Origin of the sequence: Streptomyces sp. SudanB52_2052, from assembly GCF_964272415.1 — a bacterium.
Lineage (GTDB): Bacteria > Actinomycetota > Actinomycetes > Streptomycetales > Streptomycetaceae > Streptomyces > Streptomyces olindensis.
Genome location: NZ_OZ186796.1, coordinates 3,012,643 through 3,025,851 on the forward strand (window position 1 = coordinate 3,012,643; position 13,209 = coordinate 3,025,851).

The 13,209-nt window shown below is 72.0% G+C and carries 14 protein-coding genes; 10 read left to right on the top strand and 4 right to left on the bottom strand.

Annotation, left to right across the window (positions count from 1 at the left end; translation table 11 throughout):
- Positions 1-46 precede the first annotated feature (46 nt).
- The 6 genes from ACSUPV_RS13050 to ACSUPV_RS13075 all read left to right on the top strand — a co-directional run bounded on the left by ACSUPV_RS13050 (position 47) and on the right by ACSUPV_RS13075 (position 6,029).
- Positions 47-550, top strand: coding sequence for a protein-tyrosine phosphatase family protein (locus ACSUPV_RS13050; RefSeq protein ID WP_031114519.1), 504 nt, complete (start codon positions 47-49; stop codon positions 548-550).
- 110 nt (positions 551-660) lie between these two features.
- Positions 661-1,389 carry a hypothetical protein gene (locus tag ACSUPV_RS13055; protein ID WP_031114518.1) on the top strand — a complete coding sequence of 243 codons (729 nt, stop codon included), beginning with the start codon at positions 661-663 and terminating at the stop codon, positions 1,387-1,389.
- Positions 1,386-2,639, top strand: a complete 1,254-nt coding sequence (locus tag ACSUPV_RS13060) for an ATP-binding protein (RefSeq protein WP_436947531.1) — start codon at positions 1,386-1,388, stop codon at positions 2,637-2,639. The genes ACSUPV_RS13055 and ACSUPV_RS13060 overlap by 4 nt, the downstream gene beginning before the upstream one ends.
- Before the next feature lie 114 nt (positions 2,640-2,753).
- A complete protein-coding gene (locus ACSUPV_RS13065) occupies positions 2,754-3,155 on the top strand; it encodes an SH3 domain-containing protein (protein ID WP_436947532.1) in 402 nt (133 codons plus the stop codon).
- A 52-nt stretch (positions 3,156-3,207) separates the two neighbouring features.
- Positions 3,208-4,572: an FtsW/RodA/SpoVE family cell cycle protein gene (locus tag ACSUPV_RS13070; RefSeq protein ID WP_037765357.1), complete on the top strand. Its 1,365-nt coding sequence runs from the start codon at positions 3,208-3,210 to the stop codon at positions 4,570-4,572.
- Positions 4,569-6,029, top strand: a complete 1,461-nt coding sequence (locus ACSUPV_RS13075; RefSeq protein WP_037765356.1) for a penicillin-binding transpeptidase domain-containing protein — start codon at positions 4,569-4,571, stop codon at positions 6,027-6,029. The genes ACSUPV_RS13070 and ACSUPV_RS13075 overlap by 4 nt, the downstream gene beginning before the upstream one ends.
- Here ACSUPV_RS13075 and ACSUPV_RS13080 read toward each other — a convergent pair.
- Both ACSUPV_RS13080 and ACSUPV_RS13085 read right to left on the bottom strand, forming a co-directional pair.
- Positions 6,026-6,625, bottom strand: coding sequence for a Uma2 family endonuclease (locus ACSUPV_RS13080; RefSeq protein WP_031114506.1), 600 nt, complete (start codon positions 6,623-6,625; stop codon positions 6,026-6,028). The two genes, ACSUPV_RS13075 and ACSUPV_RS13080, sit on opposite strands and share 4 nt — an antisense overlap.
- An 81-nt stretch (positions 6,626-6,706) precedes the next feature.
- Complete coding sequence (locus ACSUPV_RS13085; protein WP_436947533.1) at positions 6,707-7,819, bottom strand: ferritin-like domain-containing protein; 1,113 nt, start codon at positions 7,817-7,819, stop codon at positions 6,707-6,709.
- Between the two features lie 121 nt (positions 7,820-7,940).
- Here ACSUPV_RS13085 and ACSUPV_RS13090 point away from each other — a divergent pair, with 121 nt between their 5' ends.
- Complete coding sequence (locus ACSUPV_RS13090) at positions 7,941-8,879, top strand: AurF N-oxygenase family protein (protein ID WP_031114503.1); 939 nt, start codon at positions 7,941-7,943, stop codon at positions 8,877-8,879.
- Positions 8,880-8,932: 53 nt separating this feature from the next.
- On the opposite strand, the gene ACSUPV_RS13095 is transcribed toward ACSUPV_RS13090, so the two are convergent.
- Complete coding sequence (locus tag ACSUPV_RS13095; RefSeq protein ID WP_436947534.1) at positions 8,933-9,370, bottom strand: hypothetical protein; 438 nt, start codon at positions 9,368-9,370, stop codon at positions 8,933-8,935.
- 287 nt (positions 9,371-9,657) lie between these two features.
- On the opposite strand from ACSUPV_RS13095, the gene ACSUPV_RS13100 reads away from it, so the two are divergent.
- From ACSUPV_RS13100 to ACSUPV_RS13110, 3 genes are all read left to right on the top strand, one after another.
- Complete coding sequence (locus ACSUPV_RS13100) at positions 9,658-10,314, top strand: TetR/AcrR family transcriptional regulator (RefSeq protein WP_031114500.1); 657 nt, start codon at positions 9,658-9,660, stop codon at positions 10,312-10,314.
- 10 nt (positions 10,315-10,324) lie between these two features.
- Positions 10,325-10,624 (top strand): hypothetical protein, encoded by a 300-nt coding sequence (locus ACSUPV_RS13105; RefSeq protein ID WP_031114499.1) that lies wholly within the window; start codon positions 10,325-10,327, stop codon positions 10,622-10,624.
- A gap of 106 nt (positions 10,625-10,730) precedes the next feature.
- Positions 10,731-11,945, top strand: coding sequence for a C40 family peptidase (locus tag ACSUPV_RS13110; RefSeq protein ID WP_382614128.1), 1,215 nt, complete (start codon positions 10,731-10,733; stop codon positions 11,943-11,945).
- Here ACSUPV_RS13110 and ACSUPV_RS13115 read toward each other — a convergent pair.
- Positions 11,942-13,204 carry a styrene monooxygenase/indole monooxygenase family protein gene (locus ACSUPV_RS13115; RefSeq protein ID WP_031114495.1) on the bottom strand — a complete coding sequence of 421 codons (1,263 nt, stop codon included), beginning with the start codon at positions 13,202-13,204 and terminating at the stop codon, positions 11,942-11,944. The genes ACSUPV_RS13110 and ACSUPV_RS13115 overlap by 4 nt on opposite strands.
- Between the last annotated feature and the right edge of the window lie 5 nt (positions 13,205-13,209).

The following is a 13,209-nucleotide window of genomic DNA, read 5'->3' on the forward strand; positions in this document are numbered from 1 at the left end:
GGCCTGCCCGGCGGACCCTTCGGGCGGTGATGGTGGGGAGGCTCCGTTGCGTACCCGCAGGAAACCTGACGTGCCGACGCCCGAGAGCCCGTGGAGCGAGGTCGCCCCCGGCCTGTGGATGGGCGGCCACGAGTACACGGGAGCCCTGGGCCATCCGGAGTTCGCCGTCGTACGGGACGAGTTCGATCTCGTGCAGACGCTGCTCCGGCTGCCGGGACACGGCCCCGACCCCGGCGTCCGGCACCACGTCTGGCCGATCCCCGACGGGCCCCTGGACGGGACGCAGCTGGCCGGGGTGATCCGCCTCGCGGAGGCCGCGTGCGAGGCGCTGGACGAGGGGCGCCGGGTCCTCGTCCGCTGCTACCACGGGTACAACCGCTCCGGCCTCGTCGTCGCGCACGCGCTGATCCGCCGGGGCAGCTCCGCCGACGCGGCGATCCGGCTGATCCGGGACCGCCGCTCGCCGTGGGCGCTGCACAACGAACTGTTCGTCGAGTACCTGCGGGCCGGTCTGTCCACGGCCCGGCTGCTGGAGGAGCTGACCGAGTAGCACGGCACACGGCCGCCCTCTCGCGCAAATGGGACTTCCCCGCGAATAAGGTGTACGCGGCAGGCGGTCGCGCCCGAGCCGCGTGATGACCCTCGAACCGCAGGAGTGCAGTGCCCCTCAGCCGTGCTGGAAAGGCAGCCCGCCGCGCCGCCGCCGTCGTCCTGCTGCTGGCGACCGCCGTGGGCTGCGGGGACGCCGGCGGTCTGGAGGGCGCCGGGCCGACCCCGACGGCGGTCGGTCCGGCCCGGCTCTGGCCGGAGCTGACACCGGCGTCCAGTCCGGCCTTCGAGATCGGCGAGGTGAACACCGAGGTGGTCAAGGGGGTCGAGGTGCCCGCCGGAGACGACATCCGCCGGGTGGACCCGGTGGGGATCGTCCGGGCCGAGATCGCCGCCAGTCCCGGCGACTACGACGGCGCGAAGGCGCCCTACCGGGACACGGAGCGGCGGATGGCCGACTGCGCGAAGGGGCCGGGGCAGGGGAAGTGTCCGGTCCTCAGGCCGTACTACCGGGACCTGACCGGTGACGGGCGCGACGACCTGACGCTGGGGTTCAGCCTGCTGCCCGGCAGGACGACCGCGGTGCGCGTGTACACCGTCGAGAAGCACCGGCTGGTGCAGGTGATGGCGTGGGAGGACGCGCTCAGCGGGGTCGAGCTGGCCGGGCGCTCCCTCGTCATCCGCTCGCCGTCGGAGGTCGCCGGCTACGAGTACCGCCTCCAGTGGACCTGGGACCGGGACCAGCGGGCCATGCTCCTCACCCACGACGAGATGCTCCGCACCGGCCCGCGCACCCACGCACCGCGCCCGTCCGCCTCCCCCTCGGCGAGCACCGGATGAGACGCACGCTCCCCCAGTGGTCCGGGACGCTCGCGGTGAAGGCCGCCGCCTTCATCACGGTGATGTGCTGCGCGCTGGCCGCCCTGCTCGGCGTCCTGGTGCACGTGCAGGTGACCCACCAGACCGTGGGCCAGGCCCGCGATCAGGCGTTGCAGCAGCTGACGCAGGCGACCGAGCGGTACGAGGCCGGGGAGACGCTCCGGCGGGGTGCCGGGGTGGATCCGCCGGGGCTGCCGCGGCAGCTGCGGGAGCTGGCGGTGGCCGGGGACCGCGGCACGATGGTCGCCGACGTCGCGGGGCGCCCCATGATGTGGGCGGCGGGGCCCGCCGACGGTGACCGGGCGCTGGCCGTGGCGGTCGACTACTCGCAGCAGGCGCGCACGATCGCGGGCCTGGACCGGGCGATCCTGTGGTCGTCGGGGCTGGCGATCGGGGCGACGCTGCTGGTGGGCGCGTTCGCGGTGACGCGGGTGACGCGGCGGCTGCACACCACGGCCCGGGTGGCCCGGCGGATCAGCGCGGGCGATCTGGACGCGCGCGTGAACGACCCCCGTGCGGACCCGCGGGCCAAGCACCCGGCGCGCCCGCACGACGAGGTGGCCGCGGTCGCCGCCGCGCTGGACTCCATGGCGTCGTCGTTGCAGGGCAAGCTGCTCGCCGAGCAGCGGTTCACCGCGGACGTCGCCCATGAGCTGCGCACGCCGCTGACGGGGCTGCACGCGGCGGCCGAACTGCTGCCGCCGGGCCGCCCGACCGAGCTGGTGCGGGACCGGGTGGCGGCGTTGCGCACCCTCACCGAGGACCTGCTGGAGATCTCCCGGCTGGACACCGGGCGGGAGCGGCTGGAGCTGGACACCGAGCAGTTGGGTCCGCTGGCCGAGCGGGTGGTGCGCGCGTCGGGGAGCGGCACGGAGGTCGTCGTCCTGCGGGACGTGTGCGTGGAGACGGACCGGCGGCGGCTGGAGCGGGTGCTGGGGAACCTGGTGGCGAACGCGCACAAGCACGGCCGGGGTCCGGTGGTACTGACCGTGGACGGGCCGGTGGTGACCGTCCGGGATCACGGGGACGGCTTTCCGGAGTACCTGGTGGCGCACGGGCCGCAGCGGTTCCGCACGGAGGGCGGTGCCCGGGGGCACGGGCTGGGGCTGACCATCGCGCTGGGGCAGGCGGAGGTGCTGGGGGCGCGGCTGGAGTTCGCGAACGCGCCGGAGGGCGGGGCCGTGGCGACCCTGGAACTGACGGCGGAGTGACAGCTCGGGGTGCGTTCCCCTATGGCCCACTGTGACGGGCGGGGACCGAAGGGCGCTCCTAATGTGGCGATTAGTCAGCTTCGGCACCTTCGCCCCCACATGGAGGTCATTCCCATGTCCCTGCGCTCACGCCTCTCCATAGCCACCGCCGCCGGACTCCTCGCCGCCGCGGCCGCCGTCACGCCCGCCGCCGCCGCCGCGCACGACGACTGGGACCCGACCGGCGGCAACGGCAACCACCACCACGACCCCAGCGGCGGCAACGGCGACGACCACGGGAAGCCCCTCTTCAAGGGCGTCGTCACGGCGAACACGCTGGCGCTGCGCAGCGCCCCGAACCGCGGCTCGCAGATCATCCGGCACGCCCACAAGGGCGACATCGTCAGCATCTTCTGCAAGACCGGCGGCGAGACCGTGAAGGGCAACCCGCTCTGGTACCTCCTGACGGACGGCACCTGGGCCTGGGGCGCCGCCCGCTACATCGACAACATCGGTCCCGCGCCACGCTGGTGCTGACACTCGGTCCCCCAAAGGCACACAAGATGCACTGTTTGGGTAGGTTCCGGACATGAGCAAGGCCGGAATCACCGTGGCGACGGCGGACCCGCCCACGCCCGCCGTCCGCCGCCTCCCCCGGCGCCGGGGCATCGAACTCGCCCTCATCGTCCTGGCCGTCCTGCTGTCGGTGTACGGCTACTGCGCCGTGGGCCTCGCCCGGAACGGCACCGTCCCGCCCGGCGCCGCCGGCTACGGCGCCGGGCTCGGCGTGCTCGCGCTGCTGGCACATCTGGCGGTGCGCCTGCGGGCTCCGCACGCCGACCCCCTCCTCCTCCCGATCGGCGTGCTGCTCAACGGGCTCGGTCTGGTGCTCATCTACCGGCTCGACCTGGAGACCCCGGGCGACCGGGCGGCACCGGCCCAACTGGTCTGGTCGACGCTGGGCGCGGCGCTGTTCATCCTGGTCGTCCTGCTCCTGCGCGACCACCGCGTGCTCCAGCGCTACACGTACGTGTGCGTGGCCGCCGCGCTGGTGCTGCTCACCCTGCCGATCCTGTTCCCGGCGGTGAACGGGGCCCGCATCTGGATCCGGGTCGCGGGGTTCTCCATCCAGCCCGGCGAGTTCGCGAAGGTCCTGCTGGCGGTGTTCTTCGCCGCGTACCTGGCCGCGAACCGCAACGCCCTCGCCGACACCGGCCGCCGGATCTGGAGGCTCCAGCTGCCCACCGGCCGGGTCCTCGGCCCGATCGTCGCCGTCTGGCTGGTGAGCGTCGGCGTCCTGATCCTGGAACGCGACCTCGGCACCTCGCTGCTCTTCTTCGGCCTGTTCGTCGTCCTCCTCTACGTCGCCACCGGCCGCACCGGCTGGATCGCCGTCGGTCTGCTGCTGGCGGCGCTCGGCGCGGTCGCCGTCGGCCGGCTGGAGCCGCACGTGCACGGCAGGATCGAGACGTGGCTGCACCCCTTCGCCTCCATCGAGGCGGGCGAGGGCGCGAACCAGCTCGCCCAGTCGCTGTTCGCCTTCGCGGAGGGCGGCCTCCTCGGCACGGGCCTCGGACTGGGCCACTCGGTCCTCATCGGCTTCGCTGTGAAGTCGGACTTCATCCTGGCCACGGCGGGCGAGGAGCTGGGCTTCGCGGGCCTGTCCGCCATCTTCCTCCTCTACGGCCTGCTGGTGGAGCGCGGCTACCGGGCCGGCCTCGCGCTGCGCGAGCCGTTCGGCCGGCTGCTCGCGGTCGGGCTCGCCTCACTCGTGGCGCTCCAGGTGTTCGTGATCGCGGGCGGGGTGACCGGGCTGATCCCGTTGACGGGCATGGCGATGCCGTTCCTGGCGCAGGGCGGCTCGTCGGTGGTCACCAACTGGGCGATCGTGGCGCTGCTGGTCCGGGTGAGCGACTCGGCCCGGCGTCAGTACGACGGGCCGGGCACCCGGTGACGCGGCACATCCGGCACGCCGGCTTCTTCTGCGCCCTGCTGCTGGTGGCCCTGCTGGTGAACGCCGCCCGCGTCCAGGTCGTCCAGGCCCCGGCCTACGACCGCAACCCGGCCAACCGCCGCCCGGACATCGCCCGCTACGAGCAGCCGCGCGGAGACATCCTGGTCGACGGCCGGCCCGTCACCGGCTCCAAGGACACCCGGGAGCACCTGCGCTACGAACGCACCTACACGGACGGCCCGTTGTACGCCCCGGTCACCGGCTTCGCCTCCCAGCTGTACGGGACGACGCTCCTGGAGCACAGCGAGGACGGCATCCTGTCCGGCTCGGACCCGATGCTCGCGCCGTTCCCGCTGTGGAACGACTTCACGCGGGCGCGGAACTCCGGCGGCGACGTCGTCACCACCCTCGACCCGGCCGCGCAGCGGGCGGCGTACGAGGGACTCGCCGGGCTGAAGGGCGCGGTCGCGGCGCTGGAACCGTCGACCGGCCGGATCCTGGCGCTGGTGTCCCGCCCGTCCTACGACCCCCAGCCGCTGTCCGGGAACGGGTCGGCGGCCACGGAGGCGTGGCGGCGGCTGAACGCCGACCGGGACCGCCCGATGCTCAACCGGGCGATCCGGCGGACGTATCCGCCGGGCTCCACCTTCAAGGTCGTCACCCTGGCCGCCGCGCTGGACGCCGGCGTGGTCAGGGACCTCGACGCGCCCACCGACTCCCCCGACCCGTACACCCTGCCCGGCACGCGGACCCGTCTGACGAACGCGTCCCGGGGCTGCCGGAACGCCTCCGTGCGGGAGGCCTTCACGCTCTCCTGCAACACGGTGTTCGCCAAGCTCGGCGTGGCGGTCGGCGCGACGGACATGACGACCACGGCGCACGCCTTCGGCTTCAACAACCCGGCGCTGCGGGTCCCCTTCCCGGTGGCCCGGTCCACCTTCGACACCTCGCTCGACCAGGCGCAGCTCGGGCTGTCGTCGATCGGCCAGTACAACACCCGGGCCACCCCGCTGCAGATGGCGATGGTCGCGGCGGCCGTGGCCAACGGCGGTCAGGTGTGGGAGCCGTACCTGGTGGAGCGCACGACCCGGCCGGGCGGCAGCATCCTCGCGACGGCCGGTTCGCGCGCGGTCCGCCAGGCGATGTACCCCTCGACCGCGGTCCGGCTGCGCGCGCTGATGCGGGAGGTGGTCGAGAACGGCACGGGGCGGCGGGCCGCGATCCGCGGCGCCAAGGTGGGCGGCAAGACCGGCACGGCCCAGCACGGCCGCCGCAACTCCGGTACTCCGTACGCCTGGTTCATCTCCTGGGCGCAGGGGGAGCGGGACCTCGCGCCGCGAGTGGCGGTCGCGGTGGTCGTGGAGGACGCGGAGGCGGAGCGCCGGGACATCAGCGGGGGCGGCGACGCGGCGCCGATCGCGCGGGCGGTGATGGCGGCGGTGCTCAAGTCCCGCTAGCGGCGGCGGTTGATGGCGGTGAGGTCGATGTCGATGGGGAAGGGGACGGTCAGCTTGAGCTTGTCGTGGAAGATGCCGGTCAAGCCGTAGGACTGAGTCGCGGGGTCGAGTTCGTAGACGTAGACGACCGGGAGTCCCTCGTTCTCCTCGACGCGCCAGTAGTGCGGAATGCCTGCCTGCGCGTACTTCCTCGGCTTCACCTCGCGGTCCCGGTCCTCCGAGTCCTCCGAGACGACCTCGACGGCGATCACGACGTCTTCGGGCCGGTACCAGGTCTGCTGGGGACCTGTGTCGGCATCCGCGCGGAACACCAGCACATCGGGCTCCGGGCGGTTGCGCTTGTTCAGCTTGATGGTCATCTCCCGGATGACGTCGAGCTCCTCCGGCACTTGATCCAGCAGGGTGTTGTCCAACAGGCGAATGGCACGCGAGTGGAAGTTGGTCTGCGGACTCACGAAGACAAGACTCCCGTCGATCAGCTCCGTGTGCGGAGGCAGGTTCGGAAGCGCGTCGAGGTCGTCCGCCGTCCAGCCACCCTCCGGCGGACGAGGCCACTCGAAGTCGTCGCCCAGCCCGTAGTCGCGTGCGGCGCTCATGATTGCTCCCATGTGCCGGAGTCTGCCTGGCACAGTCAGCGTACCCAGGGGAATATGCCGGTTCGCCCGTCGAACGAGTGATCAGTCTCCGAGCCGTTGACCGGCCTCGATCGCTTCCTCCACCTCCGCCACCCGCTCCTTCTCCTCCGCCGCGAAGCGCTCCGCGTCCAGCCGCTCGGCGACCTCCTCGTCCTGGGCCATCAGCAGGTCGAGGTCGGAGTCGCCCATCTCCAGGACGCACAGGTCGACGTAGGCCCGCTGGAGGCGTTCGCCCCACAGGCCGATGTCCTTGACGCAGGGGACGATGCGGCTGAAGAGCAGTTTGCGGAACAGGGCGAGGAACTCGGACTGCTCGCTGTACTCCTCGGCCTCGGCCCTGGGGATGCCGAAGTTCTCCAGGACCTCGACACCGCGCAGCCGGTCGCGCATGAGGTAGCAGCCCTCGATGACGAACTCCTCGCGCTCCCTGAGCTCGGCGTCGGTGAGCTGCCGGTAGTAGTCGCGCAGGGCCATCCGCCCGAAGGCCACGTGCCGGGCCTCGTCCTGCATGACGTACGCGAGGATCTGCTTCGGCAGCGGCTTGTCCGTCGTGTCCCTGATCATGCCGAAGGCGGCGAGGGCCAGGCCCTCGATCAGGACCTGCATCCCGAGGTACGGCATGTCCCAGCGCGAGTCGCGCAGGGTGTCGCCCAGCAGCGACTGGAGGTTGTCGTTGATCGGGTACAGCAGCCCGATCTTCTCGTGCAGGAACCGGCCGTAGATCTCGGCGTGCCGCGCCTCGTCCATCGTCTGGGTCGCGGAGTAGAACTTGGCGTCCAGGTCGGGGACCGACTCCACGATCCGCGCGGCGCAGATCATCGCGCCCTGCTCGCCGTGCAGGAACTGGCTGAACTGCCAGGAGGCGTAGTGCCGGCGCAGCTCGCCCTTGTCCTTGTCCGTCAGCTTCGCCCAGTGCCGGGTCCCGTACAGCGACATGGCCTCGTCCGGAGTCCCCAGCGGATCGTACGGATCCACCTCCAGCTCCCAGTCGATCCGCCGCTGCCCGTCCCACTGCTTGTCCTTGCCCTTCTGATAGAGGGCCAGGAGGCGGTCGCGGCCGTCGTCGTACTCCCAGGTGAAACGGGCCGCGCCGGTCGCCCGGACCTGCCACACGGGTTCTTCCGGCTCCTTGGCGTACACGTCGAAGGTCGGCATGTCCGCAGGCTCACACCAGGTAGACACCCGGTCAACAAGTGGCGCGCAAGGGATTGACGAGCTTGCTGACAAGCAGTCTCATAAGGGGGACAGTGACGTGTGCACAACGAGGTGGGCAGCCATGACGACCCTGACGGAAGCCGACGCGCTCGACGGCCTGCGCGATGCCCTCGGCCTGCTCAAGGACCGGGAGCAGGTGGCCCAGCGGCTGCTCGACTCCTCCGCCAAGCACTCCTTCGACCCCGACAAGGAGCTCGACTGGGAGGCGCCCTTCGAGGAGGGCAAGTGGTTCTGGCCGCCGGAGCTGGTGTCGCTCTACGACACCCCGCTCTGGAAGCGGATGAGCGAGGAGCAGCGCATCCTCCTCTCCCAGCACGAGGCGGCCGCCCTGGCCTCCCTCGGCATCTGGTTCGAGATCATCCTCATGCAGCTGCTGGTCCGGCACATCTACGACAAGGCGGCGACGAGCGCGCACGTCCGCTACGCGCTCACCGAGATCGAGGACGAGTGCCGGCACTCCAAGATGTTCGCCCGGCTGATCTCCCACGGCGGCACGCCCTGGTACCCGGTCAGCCGGGTCCACCAGCACCTGGGCCGCCTGTTCAAGACCATCTCGACCACGCCCGGTTCCTTCACGGCCACCCTCCTCGGCGAGGAGGTCCTCGACTGGATGCAGCGCCTGACGTTCCCGGACGAGCGGGTCCAGACGCTGATCCGGGGCGTCACCCGCATCCACGTGGTCGAGGAGGCCCGTCACGTCCGCTACGCCCGTGAGGAACTCCGCCGCCAGATGGTGACGGCCCCCAAGTGGTCCCAGGAATTCACCCGCATCACCTCCGGGGAGTTCGCCCGGGTCTTCTCGGTGGCGTTCGTGAACCCGGAGGTGTACACGAACGTGGGCCTCGACAAGCGGGAGGCCCTCGCCCAGGTCAAGGCCAGCGGCCACCGCCGGGAGGTCATGCAGAACGGCTCGAAGCGCCTGACCGACTTCCTCGACGACATCGGAGTGCTGCGCGGCGTCGGCCGACGGCTGTGGAAGTCGTCCGGACTGCTGGCGTAGGCATCAGACGGCCGGACGCCCCACTCGGACCCGCCGAGTGGGGCGTCACCGTGTCACCGCCGCTCGTCGCCGTCGTCCGGCTTGGGCCGGTCGTCGATGCGGATGATCACGGGGTCGCCGTCACCACCGGCCCACGGATCCTGGGCGATCTTCTTGACGATGCCGACGATGCGCTGATGGAGATGGTGGGCGATGGCCTGGGTGCCCAGGCCGGCAGCCGTGTCGCCCCGGACGTCGTCGAGGCTGGTGAGGACGGCGACGAGACTGGGCCCGGACAGCCGCGCGACGACCATTCCCCCATCCTCGACGACGGCCCCGGGGACGTGAAAGTGCTGGTCCGCCCCGGCGTGCTGCACCAGGAACTCCCAGGTGTCACGGTGGGCGTGAAGCTCGGCGGCCGAGACACCGGCGGCCGCCCGGAGCGTCACGAGGTCCGGCGAGCCCTCGCCCGACGTCTGCGGCACGGACTCCGAGGCGGCCGGGGAGGCCATCGCACGGAGCCGGCCGTCGGGCCGGTCGATGGCGTCGAATCCCAGGAGCGGAATCCAGGACGCGCCCGCAGCCGCCGGACCACGGAAGGGGACGTGTCGGGGTGGTGTCCGCCCGCAGCGGTTGGCGCGTCAACGCCAGTCAGTCGGTAAGGGGTCGATCGCGCCGTTCCGAGGACGGACACTCCCCGGCGCGGCCCCGACCCCCCCGGTGTCACGCGCTACGCGCACCCCCACCGAAGCAGCCACAGGCCGCCGCAGGCACCCCGCCCCCGATTACGCTGCCGGATATGACACCAGCCGCCGCCCCCACCCCCGCCTACCGGCGACTCAGCGTCGAGGAACGCCGCAGCCAGCTCCTCACCGCCGCGCTGAACCTCTTCGCGCACCGCGCCCCGGAGGAGGTGTCCCTCGACGACGTGGCGGAGGCGGCCGGAGTGTCGCGGCCCCTGGTGTACCGGTACTTCCCGGGCGGCAAGCAGCAGCTCTACGAGGCCGCCCTCCGCTCCGCCGCCGACGAGCTCCAGGACTGCTTCGACGAACCCCGCGAGGGCCCCCTCCTCCCCCGCCTGTCCCGCGCCCTCGACCGCTACCTCACCTTCGTCGACGAGCACGACGCCGGTTTCAGCGCCCTCCTCCAGGGCGGCAGCGTCGTCGAGACCTCCCGCACGACCGCCATCGTCGACGGCGTACGCCGGGCCGCCGCCGAGCACATCCTGAGGCACCTGGACGTCACCGCCCCGGGCCCCCGCCTGCGCATGACCATCCGCATGTGGATCACCGCCGTCGAGGCCTCGTCGCTCATCTGGCTCGACGAGGACAAGCAGCCCCCCGCCGAGGACCTCCGCGACTGGCTGGTGGAGCAGTTCGTCGCCATGCTGACCGTGACCGCCCGCCGCGACCCGCAGACCGACGCCCTGGTCCAGGCTTTCGCCGAGGATGTCTGACACTGATCCCGTGAAGAGCGAAGACACCCCCTTCGAGGGCGGCCCCATGGACGGCAGGGTCCTGCCCGTCCTGCTCGGCATGACCGGCCACCCGCCCAAGACGTACCGCATCCCCGTCCCGGACCCGGACGGCGGCCCGCCCACGGTCCTGGTCTACCGCCGCGTGCCCCGGGGACCGGGCAGGGTCGGCCTGACCAACCGCTGGAAGTACGAGTACGACCCGGAGGGCGCCCCGACCCGCCGGCTCAACTGGCCCTGGTCGAAGCCAGACGCCACGCCGCGCGGCAAGCCGGACGACGCCGACGGGTGACCCCGTTGCTCCGAACCGCGCACACCCGCCGAGCGCACCGCGCGCACCCGTCTGATTCTCACGTTGTCCGGCGGCACACGGCTGCCCACGCAACGGAGGTGACGGCATGTCAGGAAGGCTTCCTCGGCTGGTCTGCGTCGCGGCGGCGGTGGCCGGAACCGTCGCGGTCCCCGTACCCGCAACGGCCGTTCCCGCTTCGGACTCGAAAGAACGCTCCGTCGCCACCCTCCTGACAGATCTTCAGAAGCTGTACAGGAAGGCGGAACAGGCCACCGAGGCCTACAACGCGACCGAGGAGAAGCTGAAGAAGCAGCGCGCCGAGACCGACCGCGTGGACCGCGCCCTCGCCCGCGCCCGCCTCTCCCTGCACGACAGCCGGGGCGCGGCCGGCCGCCTGGCCCGGCAGCAATACCAGAACAGCACCGACATCTCCCCGTACGTCCGCCTGCTCCTGGCCCGTGACCCGCAGCACGCGATCGACCAGGGCCGGGTGATCGGCCGGCTGGCACGGGAACGGGCCGACACCATCGGCCGGCTGACCGGCACCGAGCGCAGGGCCCACGACCTGGCCCGCGAGGCCCGCGAGGCCCTGGACCGGCAGCTCACCCTCACCGAGCGGCGCAGGAAGGAACGGGACGAGGTCCGCACCCGCCTCGCGGAGGTGCAGGAACTGCTCGCCTCCCTCACCCCCGACCAGCTCACCGCCGTCGCCGAGCTGGAGAGGGACGGCGTCACGAAGGCACAGAAGAAGCTCCTGGCCTCCGGCGCACTCGGCGACGACGACGGCAGCAGCGACAACGACACGGGCAGCGACAGCCGCAGCGGCAGCGGCGGCAGCCAGAGCAGCGTCCGCCGCCCCACGGCGGAGGGCGGCCGGGCCGTCCGCTACGCCGTGCGGCAGCTCGGCAAGCCGTACGAGTGGGGCGCGGAGGGCCCGAGGTCGTACGACTGCTCGGGCCTGACCTCGCAGGCCTGGGCCGAGTCCGGGACGCCCATCCCCCGGACCAGCCAGGAGCAGTGGGAACAGCTGAAGCGGATCCCGCTGTCCGAGCTGCGCCCGGGCGACCTGGTCGTGTACTTCCCGGAGGCCACGCACGTGGCGCTGTACCTCGGGGACGGCATGGTCGTCCAGGCACCCCACCCGGGCGCGAAGGTCAAGGTGTCACCGATCGCGGCCAACCCGATCCTGGGCGCCGTCCGCCCCGACCCGGAGGGGAAGCCCCTGCGGCGCTACGAGCCGCCGGAGCTCCCCGAGGGCGCCACGGACGGGTCCGACGAAGGCTACGAGGGTGACGGGGGCGAAGCGGACCAAGAGGACTAGGCGGCGCCCGCGCCGGACACCTCGACCAGGTAGGCCTGGGTCTTCTCCGGGTCGTAGAAGAAGTTCTCGAAGTCGGCCGGGTCGTTGAAGCCGTTGGCGAAGCGGTCGGCGACCGGCTGGATCTCGCCGGCGGCGCCGATGAGGTTCAGGATGTGCTCGGGCGGCGGCGCCAGCATCGCGTTGGTCCACTTGGTGACGTGCTGGGCGGTGTCCCAGTAGCGGTCGAAGGTGGCCCGCATCCACTCCTCGTCGAACGGCTTGTCGCCGCGCTCGACGATCGAGGCGAGGTAGGCGGCGGCGCACTTGGACGCCGAGTTGGAGCCCTGCCCGGTGATCGGGTCGTTCGCCACGACCACGTCGGCGACGCCCAGCACCAGACCCCCGCCGGGCAGGCGGCCGATGGGGTTGCGGACGGTGGGGGCGTAGCGGCCGGCCAGCGTTCCGCCGGCGTCGGTCAGTTCGACCTTGGTGGCCCGCGCGTACTCCCAGGGGACGTACCGCTCCATGAGTTCCAGGGTCAGGGAGAGGTGCTCCGCGGGGTCCTTGACGCCGTTGAAGACGTCGAGCGGGCCGCCGGGTATGCCCTCCCAGAAGAGGATGTCGGCGCGGCCGGAGGTGGTCAGGCACGGCATGACGAACAGTTCGCCGACGCCCGGCACGAGGTTGCAGCGGACCCCTTCGGTGTCCGGGTGCTCCGGGCGCGGGCCCAGGCCGTGGACGTACGACACGGCCAGCGCGCGCTGCGGCTCGCTGTAGGGGGAGCGCTCCGGGTCGCGGGCGAACATCTGCACCAGTTCGCCCTTGCCGGCCGCGACCAGCACCAGGTCGTAGGTGCGGGAGAAGTAGTCGAGGTCGCCGACGGCCGCGCCGTGGATGACGAGCTGCCCGCCGCGCTGGGCGAACGTCTCCATCCAGCCGGCCATCTTCACCCGCTGGTCGATCGACTGCGCGTACCCGTCGAGCCGGCCCAGCCAGTCGATCGCACGGGCCGCGGGGCCCTCGGCCCAGGAGCCGGGCGCGGCGACCGAGACGCCGAGTCCTTCGATCTTCGGGGCCTGGGACTCCCAGAAGTTCAGCTGGAGATCGCGCTCGTGCTGCAGGGCCGTGTGGAACATGCACTGCGTCGACATGACCCGGCCGGTGCGGATCTCGTCCGCCGTCCGGTTCGACATCAGGGTGACCTCGTACCCCTGCGACTGGAGGCCGAGGGCGATCTGGAGCCCGGACTGGCCGGCTCCGACGACGAGTATCTTCCGCATGCGGG

Excerpts from the sequence above, each read along its gene's own strand:
- ACSUPV_RS13060 (WP_436947531.1), top strand. The coding sequence starts at position 1,386 with ATGAGACGCACGCTCCCCCAGTGGTCCGGGACGCTCGCGGTGAAGGCC.
- ACSUPV_RS13065 (WP_436947532.1), top strand. The coding sequence starts at position 2,754 with ATGTCCCTGCGCTCACGCCTCTCCATAGCCACCGCCGCCGGACTCCTC.
- ACSUPV_RS13070 (WP_037765357.1), top strand. The coding sequence starts at position 3,208 with ATGAGCAAGGCCGGAATCACCGTGGCGACGGCGGACCCGCCCACGCCC.
- ACSUPV_RS13080 (WP_031114506.1), bottom strand. The coding sequence starts at position 6,625 with ATGAGCGCCGCACGCGACTACGGGCTGGGCGACGACTTCGAGTGGCCT.
- ACSUPV_RS13085 (WP_436947533.1), bottom strand. The coding sequence starts at position 7,819 with ATGCCGACCTTCGACGTGTACGCCAAGGAGCCGGAAGAACCCGTGTGG.
- ACSUPV_RS13090 (WP_031114503.1), top strand. The coding sequence starts at position 7,941 with ATGACGACCCTGACGGAAGCCGACGCGCTCGACGGCCTGCGCGATGCC.
- ACSUPV_RS13095 (WP_436947534.1), bottom strand. The coding sequence starts at position 9,370 with ATGGCCTCCCCGGCCGCCTCGGAGTCCGTGCCGCAGACGTCGGGCGAG.
- ACSUPV_RS13100 (WP_031114500.1), top strand. The coding sequence starts at position 9,658 with ATGACACCAGCCGCCGCCCCCACCCCCGCCTACCGGCGACTCAGCGTC.
- ACSUPV_RS13110 (WP_382614128.1), top strand. The coding sequence starts at position 10,731 with ATGTCAGGAAGGCTTCCTCGGCTGGTCTGCGTCGCGGCGGCGGTGGCC.
- ACSUPV_RS13115 (WP_031114495.1), bottom strand. The coding sequence starts at position 13,204 with ATGCGGAAGATACTCGTCGTCGGAGCCGGCCAGTCCGGGCTCCAGATC.